This window comes from Syntrophorhabdaceae bacterium (assembly GCA_035541755.1).
Lineage (GTDB): Bacteria > Desulfobacterota > Syntrophorhabdia > Syntrophorhabdales > Syntrophorhabdaceae > PNOF01.
The window spans coordinates 1-19623 of the sequence record DATKMQ010000163.1; the positions used below are offsets into that span (position 1 = coordinate 1).

Annotated in this window: 20 protein-coding genes and 1 pseudogene; 5 read left to right on the plus strand and 16 right to left on the minus strand. The window is 51.2% G+C overall.

The window, feature by feature from the left end; all coding sequences use genetic code 11:
* Nucleotides 1-134: 134 nt before the first annotated feature.
* The 4 genes and pseudogenes from VMT62_15560 to VMT62_15575 all read left to right on the plus strand — a co-directional run bounded on the left by VMT62_15560 (nt 135) and on the right by VMT62_15575 (nt 4311).
* Nucleotides 135-272: pseudogene (locus VMT62_15560) on the plus strand (transposase).
* Nucleotides 273-1268: 996 nt separating this feature from the next.
* Nucleotides 1269-1751 carry a TRAP transporter small permease gene (locus tag VMT62_15565; protein HVN97847.1) on the plus strand — a complete coding sequence of 161 codons (483 nt, stop codon included), beginning with the start codon at nt 1269-1271 and terminating at the stop codon, nt 1749-1751.
* Complete coding sequence (locus VMT62_15570; GenBank protein ID HVN97848.1) at nt 1744-3045, plus strand: TRAP transporter large permease; 1302 nt, start codon at nt 1744-1746, stop codon at nt 3043-3045. Before VMT62_15565 ends, VMT62_15570 begins: the two co-directional genes overlap by 8 nt.
* Nucleotides 3046-3249: 204 nt before the next feature.
* Nucleotides 3250-4311: a TRAP transporter substrate-binding protein gene (locus tag VMT62_15575; GenBank protein ID HVN97849.1), complete on the plus strand. Its 1062-nt coding sequence runs from the start codon at nt 3250-3252 to the stop codon at nt 4309-4311.
* Nucleotides 4312-4479: 168 nt separating this feature from the next.
* Here the strand turns inward: VMT62_15575 and VMT62_15580 are convergent, their stop codons facing one another.
* Nucleotides 4480-5820 carry a uroporphyrinogen decarboxylase family protein gene (locus tag VMT62_15580; protein ID HVN97850.1) on the minus strand — a complete coding sequence of 447 codons (1341 nt, stop codon included), beginning with the start codon at nt 5818-5820 and terminating at the stop codon, nt 4480-4482.
* Nucleotides 5821-6353: 533 nt separating this feature from the next.
* Between VMT62_15580 and VMT62_15585 the strand changes: the two genes are divergently transcribed.
* A complete protein-coding gene (locus VMT62_15585) occupies nt 6354-6806 on the plus strand; it encodes an SRPBCC domain-containing protein (GenBank protein HVN97851.1) in 453 nt (150 codons plus the stop codon).
* 95 nt (nt 6807-6901) lie between these two features.
* On the opposite strand, the gene VMT62_15590 is transcribed toward VMT62_15585, so the two are convergent.
* The 15 genes from VMT62_15590 to VMT62_15660 all read right to left on the minus strand — a co-directional run.
* Complete coding sequence (locus VMT62_15590; protein HVN97852.1) at nt 6902-7837, minus strand: hypothetical protein; 936 nt, start codon at nt 7835-7837, stop codon at nt 6902-6904.
* Nucleotides 7838-7880: 43 nt separating this feature from the next.
* Complete coding sequence (locus tag VMT62_15595) at nt 7881-8006, minus strand: hypothetical protein (GenBank protein ID HVN97853.1); 126 nt, start codon at nt 8004-8006, stop codon at nt 7881-7883.
* Nucleotides 8007-8408: 402 nt separating this feature from the next.
* Nucleotides 8409-9053 carry a hypothetical protein gene (locus tag VMT62_15600; GenBank protein ID HVN97854.1) on the minus strand — a complete coding sequence of 215 codons (645 nt, stop codon included), beginning with the start codon at nt 9051-9053 and terminating at the stop codon, nt 8409-8411.
* Between the two features lie 153 nt (nt 9054-9206).
* Nucleotides 9207-9773, minus strand: coding sequence for a hypothetical protein (locus tag VMT62_15605; GenBank protein HVN97855.1), 567 nt, complete (start codon nt 9771-9773; stop codon nt 9207-9209).
* Between the two features lie 503 nt (nt 9774-10276).
* On the minus strand, nt 10277-10417 hold the full coding sequence (locus VMT62_15610; protein ID HVN97856.1) for a desulfoferrodoxin: 141 nt from the start codon (nt 10415-10417) through the stop codon (nt 10277-10279).
* 16 nt (nt 10418-10433) lie between these two features.
* Complete coding sequence (locus VMT62_15615; protein ID HVN97857.1) at nt 10434-10553, minus strand: hypothetical protein; 120 nt, start codon at nt 10551-10553, stop codon at nt 10434-10436.
* A gap of 122 nt (nt 10554-10675) precedes the next feature.
* Entirely contained in the window at nt 10676-11656 is a 981-nt protein-coding gene (locus VMT62_15620) for a tripartite tricarboxylate transporter substrate binding protein (GenBank protein HVN97858.1), read from the minus strand.
* Nucleotides 11657-11802: 146 nt separating this feature from the next.
* Nucleotides 11803-13317, minus strand: a complete 1515-nt coding sequence (locus VMT62_15625) for a tripartite tricarboxylate transporter permease (protein ID HVN97859.1) — start codon at nt 13315-13317, stop codon at nt 11803-11805.
* A 10-nt stretch (nt 13318-13327) separates the two neighbouring features.
* A complete protein-coding gene (locus tag VMT62_15630) occupies nt 13328-13789 on the minus strand; it encodes a tripartite tricarboxylate transporter TctB family protein (GenBank protein HVN97860.1) in 462 nt (153 codons plus the stop codon).
* A 126-nt stretch (nt 13790-13915) separates the two neighbouring features.
* Nucleotides 13916-14647: an N-acyl homoserine lactonase family protein gene (locus VMT62_15635; GenBank protein HVN97861.1), complete on the minus strand. Its 732-nt coding sequence runs from the start codon at nt 14645-14647 to the stop codon at nt 13916-13918.
* A gap of 47 nt (nt 14648-14694) precedes the next feature.
* Nucleotides 14695-16068, minus strand: coding sequence for an MmgE/PrpD family protein (locus tag VMT62_15640; protein ID HVN97862.1), 1374 nt, complete (start codon nt 16066-16068; stop codon nt 14695-14697).
* A 70-nt stretch (nt 16069-16138) separates the two neighbouring features.
* Nucleotides 16139-17647: a tripartite tricarboxylate transporter permease gene (locus VMT62_15645; protein HVN97863.1), complete on the minus strand. Its 1509-nt coding sequence runs from the start codon at nt 17645-17647 to the stop codon at nt 16139-16141.
* A gap of 9 nt (nt 17648-17656) precedes the next feature.
* Nucleotides 17657-18109: a tripartite tricarboxylate transporter TctB family protein gene (locus VMT62_15650; GenBank protein HVN97864.1), complete on the minus strand. Its 453-nt coding sequence runs from the start codon at nt 18107-18109 to the stop codon at nt 17657-17659.
* Between the two features lie 6 nt (nt 18110-18115).
* Nucleotides 18116-19090 (minus strand): tripartite tricarboxylate transporter substrate binding protein, encoded by a 975-nt coding sequence (locus tag VMT62_15655; protein HVN97865.1) that lies wholly within the window; start codon nt 19088-19090, stop codon nt 18116-18118.
* Between the two features lie 212 nt (nt 19091-19302).
* The coding region (locus VMT62_15660; GenBank protein ID HVN97866.1) for a hypothetical protein at nt 19303-19623 on the minus strand (321 nt) is incomplete at its 5' end.

Sequence of the window (19623 nt, forward strand, 5' to 3'; positions counted from 1 at the left end):
CTCTTCGACCCGATGGCCCATTTTATGCTGTTGTAGTAAGCTTATGGCTGATTGAAAACGCTGGACCTGCTCCCAATAAACCGTACACCACAAAATGTTACTTTTCTGGCAAAATAGACAAGGAGGCTTTTGCCATGAAGACATCTAAGTTCACCGAGGAGCAGATCGCATTTACCCTTAAGCAGGCTGAACTTGGAACACCGGTTAAGGAGGTAATCCGCAAGACAGGCATCACAGAGCAGACCTTTTACCGGTGGAAGAAGAAGTATGGGGAGCAGGTCAATTACTCTTACATTCATTCTCTGTACCGGCCATAGCGATGGTGTTAAACCGGACAGCGCTCGGGCGGCTAGGATCGAGGAATTACTCCCGAAACCCCTCCACAGGGCAGGAGATTGCCAAGACCGTGAGCAAGGTGTTAGCCAAGACTGATGGGCAAAGCTTTCTCTCGGTAATTGGCTATTTTTCATACGCTGCCCAATGCAAGATTGGTAGGTGAAAGAACCGCTCTGTCTTCCGTAATTGGGGGGGTAACAACGTCAAGAGTAGAAGTCGCCACCCCCTTCTAATCTTTCATACGCTTTTTTGTGCCCAAAATTGTGCCCGTGGGCGGTAGGGACGCTCTGGTAATTACCGACACATACCGACATTCGGAAAACCGGAAAACTATTGATGGTAAAGGATTTATGAATGGTTGCTCATATTTGAGAGAGTGGTCCTATTTCTCTGTTTTTGCTCTTAGGATCCAGCGGGTTAAACCATAGGGGTTCAAGTCCCCTCTCTCGCATTTGCTTTCATATCAAACACTTCCGTTGTTTCTCTTCCGCAAAAGTAGAGCGAGTTTGTATCCGATTGTGATAAATTTGTGATAATCGGTAACACCAAGGGTTGGATGTAACGAGCGGGTAACAGCAAGTATTTTGAAGGGTATTCTCTGCCATGACTGCGCTCATGCGGCCACGGCAAGAATACGTAAAGTTTCTTGCTACGAAGAGCTGATTCAAGCTGAGGACCCACTACCGAAAAAAGGCTTGTTATCTTTTGGTCAAGGGTATAGTATAAAAAGGACGTTAGATTCATCGGGTGGCTGCTCCTCGAGAAACATAGATCAATAAACGGTCGTTGAAGAGTGAGGAGGATATTCACTCAATGTTTTTCGCAAGCGCCTCATTTCCATTGATACGTTCCGTAAATCGCCACAACATTCAAGACCAAAGTCTGCCTTTCCCCTGTTTCAACACCATTTTACTATTCGACGTGGAGGATCGATGAAGAACCCCTTCGGCTTATTGAGATTTTTCTGCAATGCCATGAATTTTGTGGCCGGCGTGGCCCTCACCGTAATGATGTCTTTGACGGTCATCGATGTGCTTCTCAGGGCCGCGAGCTTACCTTTTGTGGGAACGTTCGAGATCGTATCCCTTCTCATGGGCATAGTCGTGAGCTTCGGCATTCCGCAGGTTTCACTGGATAAGGGGCATGTTTCCATGGAGTTTCTTACTGAGAAACTCTCCCTAAGAAACAAAAACCTCTTGAACACGTTTACCCGCATCCTCTGTATTCTGCTCTTCGCCTTCATCGGCTATAACATGATCAAGATAGGGGCAAGGTTCCACGCCTCAGGCGAGGTTTCACCTACCATCATGATACCGTTCTATCCCCTTCCTTACGCCGTTTCGGTCTGTTGTCTCCTCGAGTGCTTCGTTTTTGTCTCAGAGGTCGTGACTATCTGGAGGGGCGCCCATGAGTGAGATGATGATAGGTATTGTAGGCCTCGTAGTGCTGCTTTTACTTTTTGCCACCGGCATAGAGCTTGGTTTTGCCATGGCGTTGGTCGGCTTTGTGGGGTTCGGCTATCTCAACGGCTTTGAGAGCGCCTTCAATCTCCTCGCAAGGGACATGTATGAAGTCATCACAAATTACGGGTACACGGTTTTCCCGCTTTTTATCCTCATGGGTCAAATCGGGTTTAATGCCGGTATCGCGGTAAGGCTTTACGGCTCTGCGAATAAATTTGTCGGTCATATCCCCGGCGGCCTGGCCATGGCCACGGTCATGGGAGCCACGGGATTCAAGGCTATTTGCGGCTCCTCGGCAGCTACCTCGGCTACCTTTGCCGGTGTCGCCATTCCCGAGATGGACCGGTACGGTTACGACAGAAAGCTTTCTACAGGCATTGTTGCCACGGTGGGAACATTGGGTGTCATCATACCCCCGAGCGTCACCCTCATTATATTCGGCATCATAACGGAACAGTCTATCGGCCGGCTCTTTATCGCAGGCATCATCCCCGGACTCATGACTGCGCTCTTCTTCCTTGGCATCATATATGCCTGGGCAAGGATTAATCCTGCTGTCGCGCCCAGATCAGCACGGTCTACCTGGGGCGAGAGGATACGTTCTCTCCCGGAAGTACTTTGGGTCGTCCTTGTTTTTCTTGTGGTCGTGGGCGGGATTATGCGAGGCTTTTTCACTCCTACCGAGGCCGGCGCAGTCGGTACCTTTGCAGTCCTGCTCCTCGCTCTCGTGAAAAAGGATATGACCTGGAGAAGATATATTACCTCAGTAAAAGAGGCTCTGCGCACCGCCATAATGGTCCTCATGCTGGTTGCGGGCTCGGTGATTCTGGGTCACTTTATTACCATTACGAACATTCCGCAACATATCGCCGATATAGTCGTGGCCCTGCCAATTCACCGCCATCTCATTCTGTTTCTCATTTTCATAATCTATCTGTTGGGGGGCTCGTTTATCGATGATCTGACCTTCATGATCCTCGCTACCCCTATTTTTTACCCGGCAGTCCTCAAGCTCGGCTTTGACCCCATCTGGTTCGGTATACTTTTGGGGGTCGTGCTGATGATCGGGGTTGTGATCCCTCCGGTGGCCATCTGCGTATTCGTGGTCAACAACATAACCAAGGTGCCGATAGGCACGATATACAAAGGTGTTACCCCATTTTTGATCTCTCTCGTTGTCATGTGGGGCCTGTTGCTCATCTTCCCACAATTGGCCCTTTGGTTACCTTCGATCTTTTATAGATAGCGACACAGTGGGTGTGAAAAGCCAGGAGACGAAGAATAAACGCTGTGAGGTTAGATCGTGTCAGCCGCTCGGGTGGTGAGTACGTTGTACATGCTTGCTCAAGGCCGGCAGGGAAAAGGGGTGATAAAAGAACAACGCAGTTCTTATCGGTTAAGACGTAAGGGTTTGGCTCGTTAAAGTCTTGTTATGAAAAGGAGGGGCAACATGAAGAAGTGTGTAATTTTATTACTGGCGGCTACATTCATGATTATGGGGGTCTTCTCAAGCGCGGGCGCCGCCGAAGCGATCAAGCTGAAGGCCGCGAACTATCTTCCCGCTACTCACCCCATGTCGCTTTTGACCGGCTGGTTCTGCGACGAAGTCAAGAAGCGCACAAATGGCCAGGTGGAGATTACGTATTACCCGGGAGGAACGCTTCTCAATCCGGTGAAGATGTATGACGGCATTGTAACGGGCATAGCGGACATGGGCGTCTCTCACATTTCTTATACCAGGGGGCGCTTTCCGGTAATGGAAGCCTTCGAGCAGCCTCTCGGCTTTCCGAGTGGTTGGGTAGCAACGCAGGTGACCACGGATTTCTACAATAAATACACCCCCAAGGAATGGAGTGAAGTGCAGGTCCTCTACATAAACACCTCGGGACCGCTCATTCTTCAGACAGTGACCAAACCCGTAAAAACCCTGCAGGATCTGAAAGGATTAAAGATAAGGGCCACGGGACGTATGAGTGACGTGGTGAAGGCAATGGGGGCCGTGCCGATCCCCCTCGAAATGGGCGATGTCTATGATTCCTTGAGGCGCAATGTCATAGAAGGAGTCACAGTGGACCTGTCCACGCTCAAGTACTGGAAATTTGCAGACGTTGTCAAGTATGTGACGGCAGACTGGCAGCTTGGTACGGGCTATACGTTCTATTTCGTGATGAACAAGAAGAAATGGGATGCCCTGCCCGATGACGTTAAGAAGGTCTTCACTCAGGTTGCCTTGGAGGCCAAGGAAAAACAGGCATCTTTATGGAACGAGATGGATATCGAGGGGAGGACCGCCTTCAAAGCCGTGGGCGGGCAAATAATCACGCTTTCGAATGCTGAGGCCGCTCGGTGGATAAAAGCCGTTCAACCGGTCTTTGCGGCATACAAGAAAGAGATGGTTTCCAAGGGATTCAAAGAAGCGGAGATCGACGGATGGATTAGCTACATCAAAGAACGCACCGCTTACTGGAAGGCCGAGGAAAAGAAGAGAGCAGTCCCCTCTCCGTTTGAATAAGATAACCTATTTGAACATTGCGACCCCCGTGACATATAAACGGTCATGGGGGTCGTTTTTTTAGGAAACGGGGTCATGCGAATCACACATTCGGAATGTGGGTAAAACAGTAAGCGCCAAAAACGAGCCGGGGCCGGTCCTATCTATGAACGCTCTCTCGCCCCTGCCTTATTTTCGGTAAACGCCGTATTCCCTGGCAGCCTCTATCATGGCCTTCAGGTTTTCGAGCTTTATCTCATCAGCAGATGCGCCGGAGCACAGGATATATCCTCCGCCGGGTGCACATATTTCGATGAGCTCATGACAACGCTTTTTCACCTGCTCGGGCGTGCCTGTCACGAGTAAAGATGTGGATAAATTTCCCCAGATACAGCAGTTACCGCCCAGTACGGCCTTTGCGTGCGCCATATCTGTCTGATCGAACCTCCAGGTGACAAATCCCTTCCGAAATTCGTTTACAGAATCGAGGCGGCTATCGAACTTTCCCTCGGCAAAAAGCTGAACGATGAAGCCTTCGTTGTTTAAGGCATCAATGACTTTCTTGAGCGTTGGCCAGTAGAAGGTCTCAAACTGCTTTTGACTCATCCAACCATCGGCGCCCTTGTGCAGAGGAAAAACGATGATGATGCTCTTTGTCTTTTCCGCGCTCCGGATCGTGGTCTCTATGGTAAGATCGGCAATCCGGTCTACTGCGGCGAGCACTTTATCCGGATGGCGATACATATCCATCATAATTCCCTTGGTACCTCGGAGCGTATCCCCCAGCGTATCGAAGGGGGCCTTGCAATAGGTGCTGGAAACTAAAGGGTATCCCGAACCCATGGCTTTGAAAACGAGTGGCCTGGTCATCTGCGCGTATTTTGCGTATTCCTTGCCTGCATCGATCAATGCCTGTAACGACGCCTGGACATCCGGCAAGGCAAGCGATGCAAAATCAGTCATGGGAAGTTCTACAATGTGGGTGAGCGGCTTGAGCATCCTGAAGGCCTCAAACATGGTCGATATGCGAGGCAAGTAGCCCCTGAGCCAGAAATCAGAAGGATCTCTCAAAAAGGCATCATATTCCGTGGCCTTCATGTACTCTCCCTCCACGTACTGGAAACCCCGTGCGTTGTTGGGAAGCCCATGCCCGGGCCAGTTGTAGAGTCTGTAGCCGATGAGATCAAGGACCTTGCTCGGAAGAATGGTTGCCGGTAGGAAAAAACTGTCAAGATCGACAGCGTGGTCCTCATTGAAACGGTCCCAGGTGCGGGTCAACTTGTCGTAATCATAGCTCACCGTCCGGTAATCAAGGCCATATTCGTACGCAGGCATGGACCCGATGACGCCGGTGAACACGGGCACCCTGTCGGGTTCCTTCACGCTCAACGCATCGATCATCCGTTGCGCGCGCTCCTTATAGGACGTTGCCGCCTTCGGGCTCACAAATTCAACCTGTGGGTTAAGCCACTCCTCAAGCCTGTGTGCTCGCTTTTCCTCCGCCGTTGATGCTACTGATACGTTATCCATGTAGGCCCCCTTTCCTTGCCTCGTTGCCCTCATAAAAACGGGCAACATATGTAGTTCGTTTACCGAGACTCTCTTCTTTTGTCTCCCCTCATTGTATCACGCTGAGCGCCCGTTCCACCACTACAGAATTATTGAATACAATGGGAAATTCCCCACCTCGAGCGCCGCAAAAATGATAAGATTGCGCCGCGGTGCTTAAGTTTTCCTTAATAATGCCGACCATTAGATAAGAGACGTTTGTGTGTGCGAGCACAAATTCTTATCAGGCATGAAAAGACACTACCGTCTCCGAACCTCTCGGAGATTCGTACCACACAGGGAGGCGCAGTCGGCTGTGACGTAAGCTGACCTCCGCCGGTAGCCGCAGCCGACTGCGCCTCCCCCTCCTCAAAAGAAACCGTATCTGGTCATGAAGTGTTTTCGATTTTCACCATTTTGCTCACAAACAATAGGTTCTATTGGCCGACCTTGACGCCCTGGCAGTCCCGCCTTAGGATAGAATCGTAAGTTCAACATTGCGACGGAGGTAAAGAATGAAGACATACGCCATCCATCACGAAGTCGGGATCAAGGCGTCACTCAAAGCCGTTTACCAGGCATTGACAGACACGAAGAAGCTCGCGGGGTGGTGGACGAGAGATACACGCGGGAGTGGTTCAAAGGTCGGGGACGTGCTCGAATTCCGCTTTGGAGATTTCTTGCAGAAGTTTGAAGTCGTGGAACTTATGCCCGGCAGGCTTGTCCGTTGGAAGGCGGACAAGAAAGAAACTGTAGAGGAGTGGATAGGAACTGAAGTAGCCTTTCATTTGAACCCTGATGAAAAGCAGGTCTATGTGCACTTCGTTCATTCAGGCTGGCGTAGCGACAGTGGATTGCTCCCTCACTGCTCGACAAAATGGGCAGTCTTTATGTTGAGCCTGAAAGACCTTTTGGAAAAAGGCAAGGCACATCCGTATCCCAAAGACGTGCAAATCAATCACGACTAGCTTTGCCCCGACTGTCTTGTCTTTGCCTGGTTGATGTCGTATTGATTTTTCGTGTATCCCACCACGACTTTGGCCTAACAACTTACAGACTTAACCTAAGATACGTAAGTGGGAATCAATCCTACGACCTGCCACTCGTTGTTCTCTTTTCTAAGAATGAAGTCGTAACCATAGCCACATACATTGCCACAGCCTATACTTACCGAGCAAATTGACCGATTCCCATGGCTCGTAACAAACACGTCAAACATCAATGACGGCAAACCTGGCATATTATTCTTATCCGTTTTGTAGAACCATTCGTTTCCTGTACGCTTCCAGATACGATGGGCTTTTCTGTCAACATAACGATCACTGGCCTCAAGATAAGGAATTCCAAACCTCATGACGGAAAAGATAACCGAGTCTATTCCGAGGGCGGTTTTTGCCTGCGGTGTCTTCCATGGCGTGCGCTTGATGCGAGCCAGGGCGAATTTGACCTCCTCCGGGATGGCGCCCTGATATTTCTCTGCTCTCTTCTCAAGGGCAGCCCTGGCTTGTTCCGGTCTTAACACCGCAAGGGAATAAGCTGCGGTCACGGGTATAATCGATTCCGCACCGAAACGTTCCCCCTCAAGAGCATCAATAAGAAATGGAATGTCCTGAGAAGGTCCCGAGCTAGCCATTGTCAGACAAAAAGCTGCTTTAAAAGAAAGATCATTTGTTCTTGTATACATATCCTGGAATAGTCGCTTTACCTCCGCGCCCCCTATGTATATTAGGCACGATATGGCTATTTCCGAAACTGCTTTTTCTGAGTGGGTGATCGCCTTTGTCAGGATCGGTATGGCACTGCTGCCAAGGTCCAGGGCAATCCTTATCATTTGGGGCTGAGCGGATTCTATTTCCTCTCTGGTATGAGAGGTTGCAGTGAAAAATGCCCTCAGCGTTGAAAGCTCGCTGTCTGATTTGGCGGTACAGTAACAGCAGTTTGGAAAAAACAAAACAAAGAAGACAGCAGTCCAGAAGATTAGCTTGGCGCCCATCTGCAACCGCTTCATGCTTGTCCTCCTTTTCAGATCTTTACGCATGGTGCTATGTCAATCGATAGAAGCCCGTATCGTCCTCCCGGTCGGGGAAGGTATGGGCCGCCGAGCCCATGTAGGGTAAGGCGGCTTTTCCACCAAGGTCATAGGTTAAAGCGCTTAAGCGCAAACCCATTGAATGCTCCTTGACTACCCCGGGATTCCCGTAAGGTATACGGGAAGAACGGCGTGAGTGGACGAACGCGTGGAAGCGGTAAGATGGATGTGCGATGGACTGATGTGTCTTGCTGGCCGAAGACTGTACTGAACGTACGTCTGAAGGCGCAAGGTGCAGCAGGACGCGCAGAGGCGCTTACCCGAACACGCGTTTGTCCAGGCACACAACCCCCGTGGGTTTTAGTATCAGCTGGCATAACCATGACCTCCCGCTCATTAAGAGTCGTTTACGATGTTCTGTGCAGTGCAATCATCGCGATGCAGCACTGATGAGCGATGCCGTACTCGGCGTCAAGGCACCTTCATGATGAGTCGCCAAGGTCTCGCACAACAGTAATCGTTAGAGAAAATTCGATGCCCTTTAAGGTCTGTCCGTCCTCTCTATATTGAACTTTCTAATCCGCACCCGATACAGCCACTTATATATTGCGTTCACTAAAGAGTAATGGTGCTGGGAGAACGGAAATGCCATTTCCAACAAAATATTTTCATACTTAACCGCATCCGCTTCATCCTTGTCGTTTGACTCTGGCCCCTCCAGCCATAGGTGAGACTGCCTCAGGTGACCGACTTCGTGAAACAGAGATGCCGCAAGGAAGACTTTTCCGAAAAGAAAGAAGAAAATCTTATTCCGCAAAACCCCCACGATCCTATGCTCCGCTGCTATCTTTGGCATATCCCCCAGACACTCGTACAAGTAGATCTCAATCAGCGTCCTAAGATTGCCGTTGTTCATTTGCTCGGGGGGGTAGCATGCAGCCGCTACTTTCTTATTCTGCACGTAATGTGGTATTCTATCAAACAATCTTATGACGATTTCGCTCGCCAAGTCCTCCTTTGGCACCAGTCTGACATACTTAGCAAGGTATTTGCGTATAGGGTACTGACGGTGATCTATTGCATAGTCTTCTATCGTTATCAACGCGCCGTTGATTTCGACTGACGCATAGTGTATCAGTCCAGGTTGATCGAGAGGTGATAATTGCACGTTATTGGTATCCATCATACACCCGTTCAATACGCGTTCGGCGGTACGAACCGTTATTAGCCCGCCACGCTACAAAAGCGAGAGGGCGATGACGTACGTTCTTATCACGCTCATTTCTTCTCCGTTGAGCCCCGTATTTTATCTCATCAGCTTACTGTTGTTGCCGCTTCATCAGCGGGTTCTCTTTTTTCTACCCTCGGTGATCTCCTCCAGCATTTCTCTGGTTACCCGTTTCCAATCTTCATTCTTCATTTTCGCGACACTTTCAGTCATGGATCTTACGAGGTCCTTGTCTTTCCGCACATCATAGGTCTTCTGTCGGCTCATTTCTCTGAAAACACAGATTATGTCACGAATCGTCAAATCATCTTGAGTCCGTGATAGCTCTGTCCTCAAGAAATCAACCGCGATTATTCCTTCTTTTGCAAACGGTTCGTCTAGATATATGGTCGGAGGATGCACAACTTGATTTCCACAAATGTATATACTGTACTGGTCTTCAATACTGTAACGATCAAATCTGTCGATCTGTTCTTTTAAAGGCAGTCCGAAGAATGTGTCTATCCAGCCATTGCATTGCTCACTTATGCGCGGCTGACCGGCGATTAGATTGCAATTCACACCAACATACAAAAAGGTAACCATAAGTACCAGTATCAGGTTAGCGCAAAGAGAGCGTGTAGAGAGAAATCCTCCATTGTGCGTCGAAGTCTTTTCTCCTCCGGAACTTCGTCTCATGACTCTCCTCGCATGAGAAAGCTGAAAAGATTCGCTTTATGAAATGACTAAGATGATGGAATGGATTTTTCTATCAGATTTGAAAAAAGGTTGTCAAGAATATTCTTTTTTTGGAGGCGATTAGGGATAGTTGGTAATCTTCGCAGATATTTAGACTATCCGAGAAAAGATACCGATATGGTCGCAGCCAGGTTTTCGGAATACCCGCTCTGTTTGGTGAAGACAGGGCCATCATGGACAGGCCGGCCCCCTTCGTACGGGCCAAGACGCCAACCCCTGTCGAAGTTATCGCATGATTCGATTGTCCTCTGCGAAGCGCGAGTCAATTGCATACTCCGCGACTACTACCGAAATTTCCGGCGCCCACTGAAAATTCCGGTGTGAGGTGGCCTACGGCCTGGAGTGGAAAGATGGATATGCGCCGGGAGGCGCTTTCCCGGTACCAAGCCGTTGGCCGGACACCCACGTTCAAGCACCATCTCTCATAGAACAAATCCTATACCTCAGTCCGATGAAGGGATAGGTTTGGGCTCCTGGATCTTCATCTCCTGATTGCAGCAGGTGAGCGTGCCGTCTGCCGGTTTCGTGCACAGGGCTTCCGTTCCACACACTTCGCATTTATATCGTTTACCAAGCTGAGTCATCCTGTCCTCCCAATCCCTACTTCTTTATCCCCATGGGCTCGCCGCAACAGGTGATGGTGCCATCTCCCCCTCGGGTGATGATCACCTCCGCGCCGCACTTCCCACAGATATACCGTTTCCCTACTTGATTGGCCATTTCAAACCTCCTTTGACGACGCGCGCCCGATTTTCTTCTTTTTCGCCCTGCGCTCCATTTTGAAAACGGGCAAGAATGAGCGAGGATTACCCGCACGCCATTCTTGCCCTTAGTCTCGTTCTCTATTGTTCCTTGGGTATCTTAAGCGTAACGACCACCTTTTCAAATCTCTTGTTCATCTGGTCAAGGGCTTTCTTCGTATCTGCCGAGTTCTTATACACGATGGGAAGCTCCGCCTTCTTCATATAATCGATGAATTCAGGATCATCCATAGCTTTGCGGAATGCATCATCCAGTTTCTTGAGGATGGGGGCGGGCGTTGCGGCCGGGGCATATATGGCGTAGTTCGTCTCTACGACAAAATCGTAGCCCAGCTCTTTTAACGTAGGCACATTCGGGAATGCATTCATTCTCTTATCGCTGTAGACCACGAGCAGTCTGAACTTTCCCTGGTCCGTATATCGCTTCCACGAACTGGCCGCGGTGAACGCAGTTACATGTCCGCCAAGAAGCGGCATGTTCGGGTCTCCTCCTGGAACAGGGATAGCGGTCCACTGGATGTTTTCCTGTTTACCCACATACATCATTGCAAGATGCCAGGGGGTTAATGTCCCCGATGTGCTGTAGGTAACCTTTCCCGGGTTCTTTCGACCATATTCCACCAGGTCCTTGAAGCTCTTAAATGGGGACTCAGTCTGAACGACAAGCCCGCCGTATGGTTCTGCAAACTGCATCACAGGCACCACGTCATCTAATTTGTACGAGAGCTTTCTCACGTGAGGTATCTCCACAAGAGGCGTCTGCGGACAGCTCGCGATCTGGTATCCGTCGGGTTTTGCCTTTGTCAGCAAATCCATGGCCACCGCTCCGGCTCCACCGCCGTTGTTGGTCACCATGATCGGCTGTCCCAGGAACTTCTCTGCTTTGGTGGCGAGGATCCTGGTAGACAGATCCACGGTTCCTCCCACCGCTATGCAGACGGTGAGGTTTATCGGTTTTGTCGGATACTCCTGCGCCATGAGTCCCATAGGTGCTGCAATCATAATCATGACGATGCCAAATGCTGCTATAAATATTCTTGCTCTGGTTGCTGACAGGTCCATACTCTTCCCTCCTTGTTTTCTCCCCTGGGGTTCAACACTAAACACCGGCAGGGGATCGTATCGATTCATGGACGCCTTTCATCCTTATCATAGCCGTAAGAGATGTGCACCCTTTTCGTATTCATTCGCACGGAGAGTTTCGGCGATCATTCTTCCTCCTCGAGCTCGGCCAGGGTGTCCCGCCGCTTCCTGATCTTCGGGAAGATCGTGGAGAGAAGCAAAAACAGGGCGATTCCCAGGGTAACCGCTGAGATCGGACGGGTAAAGAAAATAGTGAAGCTTCCTCCGGACAAAAGCAGTGACTGACGCAGGGCCTGCTCCATGAGCGGCCCTAACACGTAGGCGAGAATAAGCGGTGCGCCCTCATACCTGAACTTTCTCATGAGGTAACCCAGTACCCCGAAGATGAGCATGAGCTTGAGATCAAAAATAGAGCCGGCAACGCTGAAGGTTCCAATCACACAGAAGAGCACGATCAGGGGAAAGAGCAGGTGATAAGGGATCTTCAATACCTGCACCCAAATCCCGATCATGGGCAGGTTCAATACGAGCAGCATCACGTTCCCCACATACATGCTCGCGATGAGCCCCCAGAAGATATCGGGGTGTTCGGCGATGAAGGTCGGTCCCGGTGAAATACCGTGAATCACAAGCGCGGCGAAGAGGAGCGCCATTGTCGCGTTGGGCGGGATGCCGAGAGACATAAGCGGCACGAGCCCACCGCCGCAGCTCGCGTTATTGGCCGATTCAGGCCCCGCCACGCCTTCGATGGCGCCACGGCCGAATTCTTCCGGATGCTTGGAGAGCTTCTTTTCCATGGTATAGGAGAGAAACGTTGTTATGGTTCCGCTCCCGCCGGGAAGAATACCGATGAGAAACCCGATCAAGGTACCCCTGATAATCGCCCATTTGGAATCGGCCCAATCCTTGACGGTCGGCCAGAGGTTTCTCAATTTGGTTTTGTAGGTAACACGCGTTGAGAGCTCCTTTTCGAGATTCTCAAGCACCTCACAAAGGCCGAAAACCCCCATAATGAGCGGAATTACCCCTACCCCGTCTGACAACTCGTTGATGCCGAAAGTGAATCTGGGGAGACCCGATATCATATCGAGCCCCACATTGCCGATCAGGATGCCTAAGGTGGCCATCATGAGAGCCTTCACGATGGAAAATCGGGCCATGTAGGTCACAGTCATCAAACCTGCCACCATCAGGGAAAAGTATTCGGGAAACGAAAAACGCAGGGCGATCTTGGCGAGAGGCTCGGCAATTAGCATAAGAAAGACAACGCTTAACGTCCCGGCGATGAAGGAGCCCCATGCTGCAATGGCAAGCGCCGGTCCTGCCCGTCCTTTGCGGGCCATCTGATATCCGTCGATGCAGGTAACGATACTCGCAGATTCTCCCGGTATGTTGACGAGAATCGATGTGGTTGATCCCCCGTACATTGCGCCGTAAAGAATGCCCGCGAGCATAATGATGCTCGAGGTCGGTGTTACCGCAAAAGTCACCGGGAGGAGAAGGGCGATGGCCGCGGTGGGACCGATACCGGGGAGCACCCCTACGAGCGTTCCGGCCACCACGCCCACAAAGCAGAAGAAAAGGTTTGCGGGTGTACAGGCCACACCAAAGCCCATGAGGAAATTATGGAAGAAACCCACAAGTCACCTCCTAGAAGCTGAACATGCCCGCCGGGAACGGGCACTGAAAGAGCTTGGCAAAGACATAGTAGCTGACAAGGCTGCTCAAGGCCGGAAAGAGGATAAGCAGCCACCAGCGGTATCTTCCGACTATCACAAGAAGGGCCGCCATGAGAAGAAACGTTCCGATGAGATAACCGAGAGATGCAAGAAAGATGATATAGAGAATCACAGCCACCACAACGCCGACCACCCTTCCCAGCAGAAGACCGGCAAAGGGACGTGCGATTTCTTCCTGCTCTTTTCTTTTGGCAAACGATTGCTTAAGAAGGATGAGGGATAGAAAGGCCATTACTCCAGAGGCACAACATGCCATAAAGCCCATCCCGGGATTGCTGAGCGTGCCCACACCCATCCTGAACGATTGAACAAAAACAATCATGGAGAAAAAGAACCAGAAGATAGAACTTGCCCGATCATACGCCCTCATCATCGCCTCCCTCACCCTATCTATTGCGCTTTCACCATCTCAGATCATCTCTCATTTCAGTACTCTTATGTCTTTTTTTCGAAGGGGCATCCGGTCTTCTACCACCTCGAATATCACCGGAGGCGCCTTTCACGGATAAGCATGCTTTTTCATGACCTCCAGATCATGGGCCGGCAGGATCACACCTTTCATCGCCGATAGCCTCTTGAAACTCTCATATAATTCATCCAGACTCACGTAAATCCCGGTTGGCCAGAACGGCTCGCCATCCGGCACGGCCATGTTCTCGAAATGCGGTATCGTATCGCCGGGCAGAATGTAGAGACCCTCGGATGTTTCAACGAGCACCGATTGGCTCCCCGGTGAGTGACCGGGCGTGGAGATGACTTTCACGCCCTCATCAATGTCTGCGTCTCCATTGAGCGCATCGAAACTCCTCTCCGAAAGCTCCACACGATAAGCCTCTCTATGCACGCGCAAAGGACTTCTCCAATAGTCTAATTCTCTGGTCTGAACCAGGAACCGGGCCTTTTTAAAGAATACATTTCCCGAACAGTGATCTATGTGAAGATGGGTATTCACAACGGTCGTAATCTCTTCAAACGAGGTATTTAGACGGGCGAGTTCGGCTGATAGCGTCTGGTCGGGCGTCTGATCGAAATACCGCGAGAACTCTCTCGTGGGGGTCAAGCCTGATGCCCCTGTGTCGACAAGAATATTCTTGCGACCTTTTTTGAGAAGAAACGCCAGGATACCACCCTTCATCTTGACGCCCACATCCCTGTTCAAAAGCCCTTGAGACCTGTCGACCTCGGCGGTCGCCAAAAGAAGCGGAAAGATTGTCCAGCCCTTATTTCCCATTCATCTTCTCCTGTCCAACTTTTCTTGACCTCATAAAGAGCTCCAATTCACCCGAGCTGACGCATGATCTTTCCCACATCCTCTGCGTGCTCGAGGTCATCTATCTGTCTTATCAGGCTCTCGACCTTCTTTTTTGTCACGGCTTTTCTGCCGTGGGCAAGACAGTCCCTGAATTTGTCGCACATCTCCTTTGTGGTCATGGGGTTCTCCGGTGTGCCCTTCCGGTCGTCCATCCGGCGCGCATATCGATTGCCGCCCTTCACCTGTATTTCCACGATTGAGGGCTCAACTTCTCTGCGGGTAAGCTCTGGAAGAATTATGGGATGTACCTTCTGAGCCAAATCGAGCACCGCAGGGTCTTTTATGGCATCCGGGGTAAAATCCCCTATGCCCACGCTCCCTCTCAGCGCGGCAACTGCCACCGTGTATGGAATGCTGAACTGCGCATCGGGCACCACCGGCGGACGGCGCTTCCTTTCCAGAGGCTCGAAAAGGTCTCCGGCGTTCTTGCCCGTAGACACGTAAATCGCTTCGATATCATCCGGTTTGATCGCATGCTCTCTCATGAGTGTCACTGTAGAGAATATGGGCCCGTGGGTGTAGCCGCAGCTGGGATACGCCTTGAAGCCCATATTTTGCACCTCAAATCTTTTGCCCAAATCGGCGGTTAAGAGGTGAGGATCGAATTGACCATGAATATAGTTATTGTATATGCCCCACTCTCCCTCCAGGCAGTTATGTGGCCCGGTAATACCTCTCTCTGCAACAAGCGCCGAAAAGACGCCCGCCCTGGCGGCAAAGCCAAGCTGCATCCTTTTCGTGAGTACGGCATCGGCGATCGATTGGAAGCTGCCTGCAGTTTGACTGTAAACAACACCCAAGGCATTGACCATTCTCGACGCATCAAGGCCGAGTATTTTCCCTGCCGCTGCGGCAGCGCCAAAATATCCGAATATGGAGCTATAAACCCAGCCGCTCACTCTGAGGTTGGTTTTCGCCGCGAGCGCCATTCTACACATGAGATCAATGCCGCTAGCTACAGCCGTGATGAACTCTCTTCCGTTCACGTTACCTTTGCGTTGCGCCACCGCAAAGGCCGCAGGCACAACCGAGCCGGCGGCGTGCACCATGGCTTTATCGTGTCCATCGTCATAGTCGAGCGCGTGGGCCATCATGCCGTTAGCGAGTGCAGCCACATGAGAGGGCACCATGCAACCGAATCCGATCACTGTACTCTCTTTCTTCCCGCCCCATTCCTTAATAAGGCCTGCCACTTCGGCGACACCCAGGGCGTTAGCGCCCGCTGCCGCAACTCCCAGGACATCCATGATGTCCTTCTTGGTCATATCGATAGACTCCGGGGTCAGGGCCTCGTAACCGGTATTGACCAGATTATCAGCTAAAGTGAAAACCACGTCCATATCCTTCTCCTTAGTCGTGTTGCGAATCCGGCAAGCGAGGGAAGCTCTTGCCCGCCGCGCATTCACTCGTCTATTCCTTGAATTCTTCGAAAGCCTTGCGTCGCTTCTTCACGAAACCCATGGTGCTCGAAATGATGAGGAGTAATGCCACTCCGATAGTCACGGCAGCGATCGGATGGGTGAAAAAGATGGAAAAGCTGCCGTCAGAGATGAGCAAAGATTGACGGAGCGATCTCTCAATCATGGGGCCAAGCACAAAGCCGAGAACGAGCGCCGCTGCTTCATATCTGAATTTCCTCATCAAATATCCGCCAACGCCAAAGAACAACATGAATATGATATCGGTTGCGGAGCCCCCGGTGGCATACGAGCCTATCACGCAAAAGAGGAGGATTAGCGGGAAGAGGATACTGTAGGGAACTTTCAATAACTGGACCCACAGGCCGATCAAAGGAAGATTGAGAATAAGCAGCAACACATTGCCGAGGTACATGCTCGCGATAAGCCCCCAGAAGACATCAGGGTGCTCGGTAATCATAAGAGGTCCCGGCTGGATACCGTGAATGATGAAGGCGGAAAAGAGCACCGCCATGGTTACATTCGGCGGGATTCCAAGAGACATCAGCGGGATAAGGCTGCCTCCACAGGACGAATTGTTTGCCGACTCAGGCCCAGCCACCCCTTCAATAGCGCCCTTCCCAAAATCTTCCGGATGTTTGGACACCCTTTTCTCAATCGCATACGACATAAAGGACGAGAGCGTGCCGCCGCCGCCCGGGAGGATGCCGAGGAAGAACCCGAGCACAGTTCCCCTGGTGATTGCCCACTTCGAATCCATCCAGTCTTTGAGTGATGGCCAGAGGTTCTTCACTTTTGTCTGATATATTTCCGTTTGCTCGGCGCGCTGTTCTATGTTCTGAAAAACCTCTGTAAGTCCGAAAAGCCCCATGATCACGGGCATAACACCCACGCCGTCCTGCAATTCATCGATGCCCAGTGTAAATTTAGGCTGCCCCGTTATGAGGTCGAGGCCCACGCTCCCGAGAATAATGCCGGTTAAGGCCATCATAATCGCCCTCAATACGGATCCCTGGGCAAGATAGGTAACGAAGAGCAAACCGGTGCACATAAGGGCAAAATATTCGGGTGGACCGAATTTTATTGCGAGCCTTGCCAGTGGATTAGCCACAAACATCATGGCAATAACACTTATGGTGCCGGCGATAAATGAACCCCAGGCTGCGATGCCGAGCGCCGGCCCTGCCCGTCCTTTGCGGGCCATCTGATATCCGTCGAGACAGGTAACGATGGATGCGGTCTCACCCGGTATATTGACCAGTATGGAGGTTGTAGATCCTCCATACATGGCTCCATAGAGTATCCCGGCCAGCATAATAATGCTCGAGGCAGCGCTCACCTTGAAGGTCACGGGCAAAAGAAGGGCCATGGCGGCTGTGGGACCGATCCCGGGCAAGACGCCTACGAGCGTTCCAACCACCACACCGATACTGCAGAAGAGCAGATTTATGGGTATGAAGGTGACCTGAAAGCCGTATAGAATATGGTGAACCCAGTCCATGAATTCCTCCTAAAACCAGAACAAACCGTCTGGAAATTGGCAATTAAGGAGCTTTGAGAAAAGGTAATAACTTGCAAGGCTGCTTAGGAGCGATGATATTATTATCCAGTACCATCGCTGTTCGCGCATCATTATGTAGAGGCAGAGCATGAGCAGGAAAGTGGCGATAAGGTAGCCCAAGGTGGGCATGACGAGCGCATACACGAGAATGGCGAGCGCCGAGAGAATGATCCTGTACCACAGGGTCCCCTTGAACATGGGTTCGCCCTGCACCGCCTGTCTCACCGTAAAGGCCCTCACGAGTTCCACCAGGGAAAGGATGCCGAGGAGGCCGGAGGCCCCGAAGGTTATAAAACCCGGGCCCGGTTGTCTCGTCGTGCCAAGCCCGAGCTTTATTGACCCCACAAACACTACAACAGAAACCATGAGAAAGAAGAGACTTGACGTTAAGTCACGGGTCATGGTCTTTCACCTCTTTTCCGCTTCGGGCGTGATACCCACGGTCTTCATGGCCCTTCCTACGATGTCTAAATTCTCATACAGGTACTTGCTCAATTCCTTGTGGTCGCGATACGAAACCTGCACGCCGAGCTTGGTGTATAGATCGATAACATCTTTGTCATCCAGCGCCTTGTGGAATGCGTCATCGAGCTTCTTGATGAGCGCCTCGGGCGTGCCCTTGGGGGCGAGAAATACGCTCTGGCTTTCATGGACAAAATCGTAGCCCAATTCTTTGAAAGTCGGCACGTCGGGAAACTCTTTCATTCTTTTTGAGCTGTGCACGGCAAGGAGCCTGAACGCACCGGTCTTGACGTGAGGGAGCCACGATGTTGAACCGGAATAGGCGGTTACATGTCCGCCGAGCAGCATGGTATTCGGGTCAGACCCGGGGGTGGGGACGGCCGTCCACCTGATGCCCTCCTGCTTTGCCACATACTGCATGGCGATGTCCATGGGCACTCCCGCCGATGTTATTGCGTATGACACCTTGCCTGGGTTCTGTTTGGCGTAAGCTACAAACTCCTTAAACGTCTTCCAGGGGGCATCGGCTTTGACAACCACACCGCTCTCCATTAACAGGTTCTGCGTGATCGGGGTAAAATCTTCTAACTTATAGTCAACATGACGTGTAAAGGGAAGCCAGATGAGGTTGCCCGTGGCTGTTGACATTATCGTATATCCGTCCGGTTTCGCCTTCTTTACCATGCTAAAGGCTACGGCGCCACCTCCCGCATTATTATTCACAAAATCAAACGGTTGGCCGAGGAGCTTTTCCGCCTTGCCTGCCACGGCGCGTGTTGTCACGTCTCCCAATTGGCCCGGCGCGGAGTTTATAATGAAAACAATCGGTTTAGTCGGGTATGTCTGGGCTAAAGATATCCCGGAAAAAAGCATAAACAGGCACCATCCGAACACTAAGGCTTTGCTGACGATACTTTTCATAGAGACCTCCTTATTATTCATGAATCGTCTGCTGTCCCATCCGTTGACTTAAAGGACGGGACCGCTCACAAAGAACAAAGTAAACTAAGAAAGACAACAACACCGCCCCGACGCGTCGTAGCGCCCCTCCTCCCAATCGACTGAGGGGCGTTGAGCAGTGGTGCATATCTCACAAACATGAGCCTTTGTCTCTCGCGATATCGATACCCCGCTCACTTATCAAGCGCCTTGTAATAATCGTGCTTTTCACGAGCGGCCTCTTTTACGCCCATGTCCCTTCTGTTCTTGAAGAAATTGTGCTCATCCGTCTCGTACACCCTGTTCGTCTGAAAACTGTGCATGAACGAGTGCTCTAAGAGCCCCCGGTCAATCCCCATGGTGTTATAGAGGAACTCCCGTGAGACCTTGCCCATGGCGATGCCGTCTTTGGGATAGAGCGCGAGCCCGTTCGCCAGTTCCTTTACCTCGCTATCGAGGATATCTTCGGGCACGGCCCTGTTGATGAGGTTGTAGGCCGCTGCCTGAGCGCCTGT

Bases quoted from the DNA above. Each gene is read 5' to 3' on its own strand.
- VMT62_15565 (HVN97847.1), top strand. From the start codon at position 1,269: ATGAAGAACCCCTTCGGCTTATTGAGATTTTTCTGCAATGCCATGAAT.
- VMT62_15570 (HVN97848.1), top strand. From the start codon at position 1,744: ATGAGTGAGATGATGATAGGTATTGTAGGCCTCGTAGTGCTGCTTTTA.
- VMT62_15575 (HVN97849.1), top strand. From the start codon at position 3,250: ATGAAGAAGTGTGTAATTTTATTACTGGCGGCTACATTCATGATTATG.
- VMT62_15580 (HVN97850.1), bottom strand. From the start codon at position 5,820: ATGGATAACGTATCAGTAGCATCAACGGCGGAGGAAAAGCGAGCACAC.
- VMT62_15585 (HVN97851.1), top strand. From the start codon at position 6,354: ATGAAGACATACGCCATCCATCACGAAGTCGGGATCAAGGCGTCACTC.
- VMT62_15595 (HVN97853.1), bottom strand. From the start codon at position 8,006: ATGGGTTTGCGCTTAAGCGCTTTAACCTATGACCTTGGTGGAAAAGCC.
- VMT62_15600 (HVN97854.1), bottom strand. From the start codon at position 9,053: ATGATGGATACCAATAACGTGCAATTATCACCTCTCGATCAACCTGGA.
- VMT62_15605 (HVN97855.1), bottom strand. From the start codon at position 9,773: ATGAGACGAAGTTCCGGAGGAGAAAAGACTTCGACGCACAATGGAGGA.
- VMT62_15610 (HVN97856.1), bottom strand. From the start codon at position 10,417: ATGACTCAGCTTGGTAAACGATATAAATGCGAAGTGTGTGGAACGGAA.
- VMT62_15615 (HVN97857.1), bottom strand. From the start codon at position 10,553: ATGGCCAATCAAGTAGGGAAACGGTATATCTGTGGGAAGTGCGGCGCG.
- VMT62_15620 (HVN97858.1), bottom strand. From the start codon at position 11,656: ATGGACCTGTCAGCAACCAGAGCAAGAATATTTATAGCAGCATTTGGC.
- VMT62_15630 (HVN97860.1), bottom strand. From the start codon at position 13,789: ATGATGAGGGCGTATGATCGGGCAAGTTCTATCTTCTGGTTCTTTTTC.
- VMT62_15635 (HVN97861.1), bottom strand. From the start codon at position 14,647: ATGGGAAATAAGGGCTGGACAATCTTTCCGCTTCTTTTGGCGACCGCC.
- VMT62_15640 (HVN97862.1), bottom strand. From the start codon at position 16,068: ATGGACGTGGTTTTCACTTTAGCTGATAATCTGGTCAATACCGGTTAC.
- VMT62_15645 (HVN97863.1), bottom strand. From the start codon at position 17,647: ATGGACTGGGTTCACCATATTCTATACGGCTTTCAGGTCACCTTCATA.
- VMT62_15650 (HVN97864.1), bottom strand. From the start codon at position 18,109: ATGACCCGTGACTTAACGTCAAGTCTCTTCTTTCTCATGGTTTCTGTT.
- VMT62_15655 (HVN97865.1), bottom strand. From the start codon at position 19,090: ATGAAAAGTATCGTCAGCAAAGCCTTAGTGTTCGGATGGTGCCTGTTT.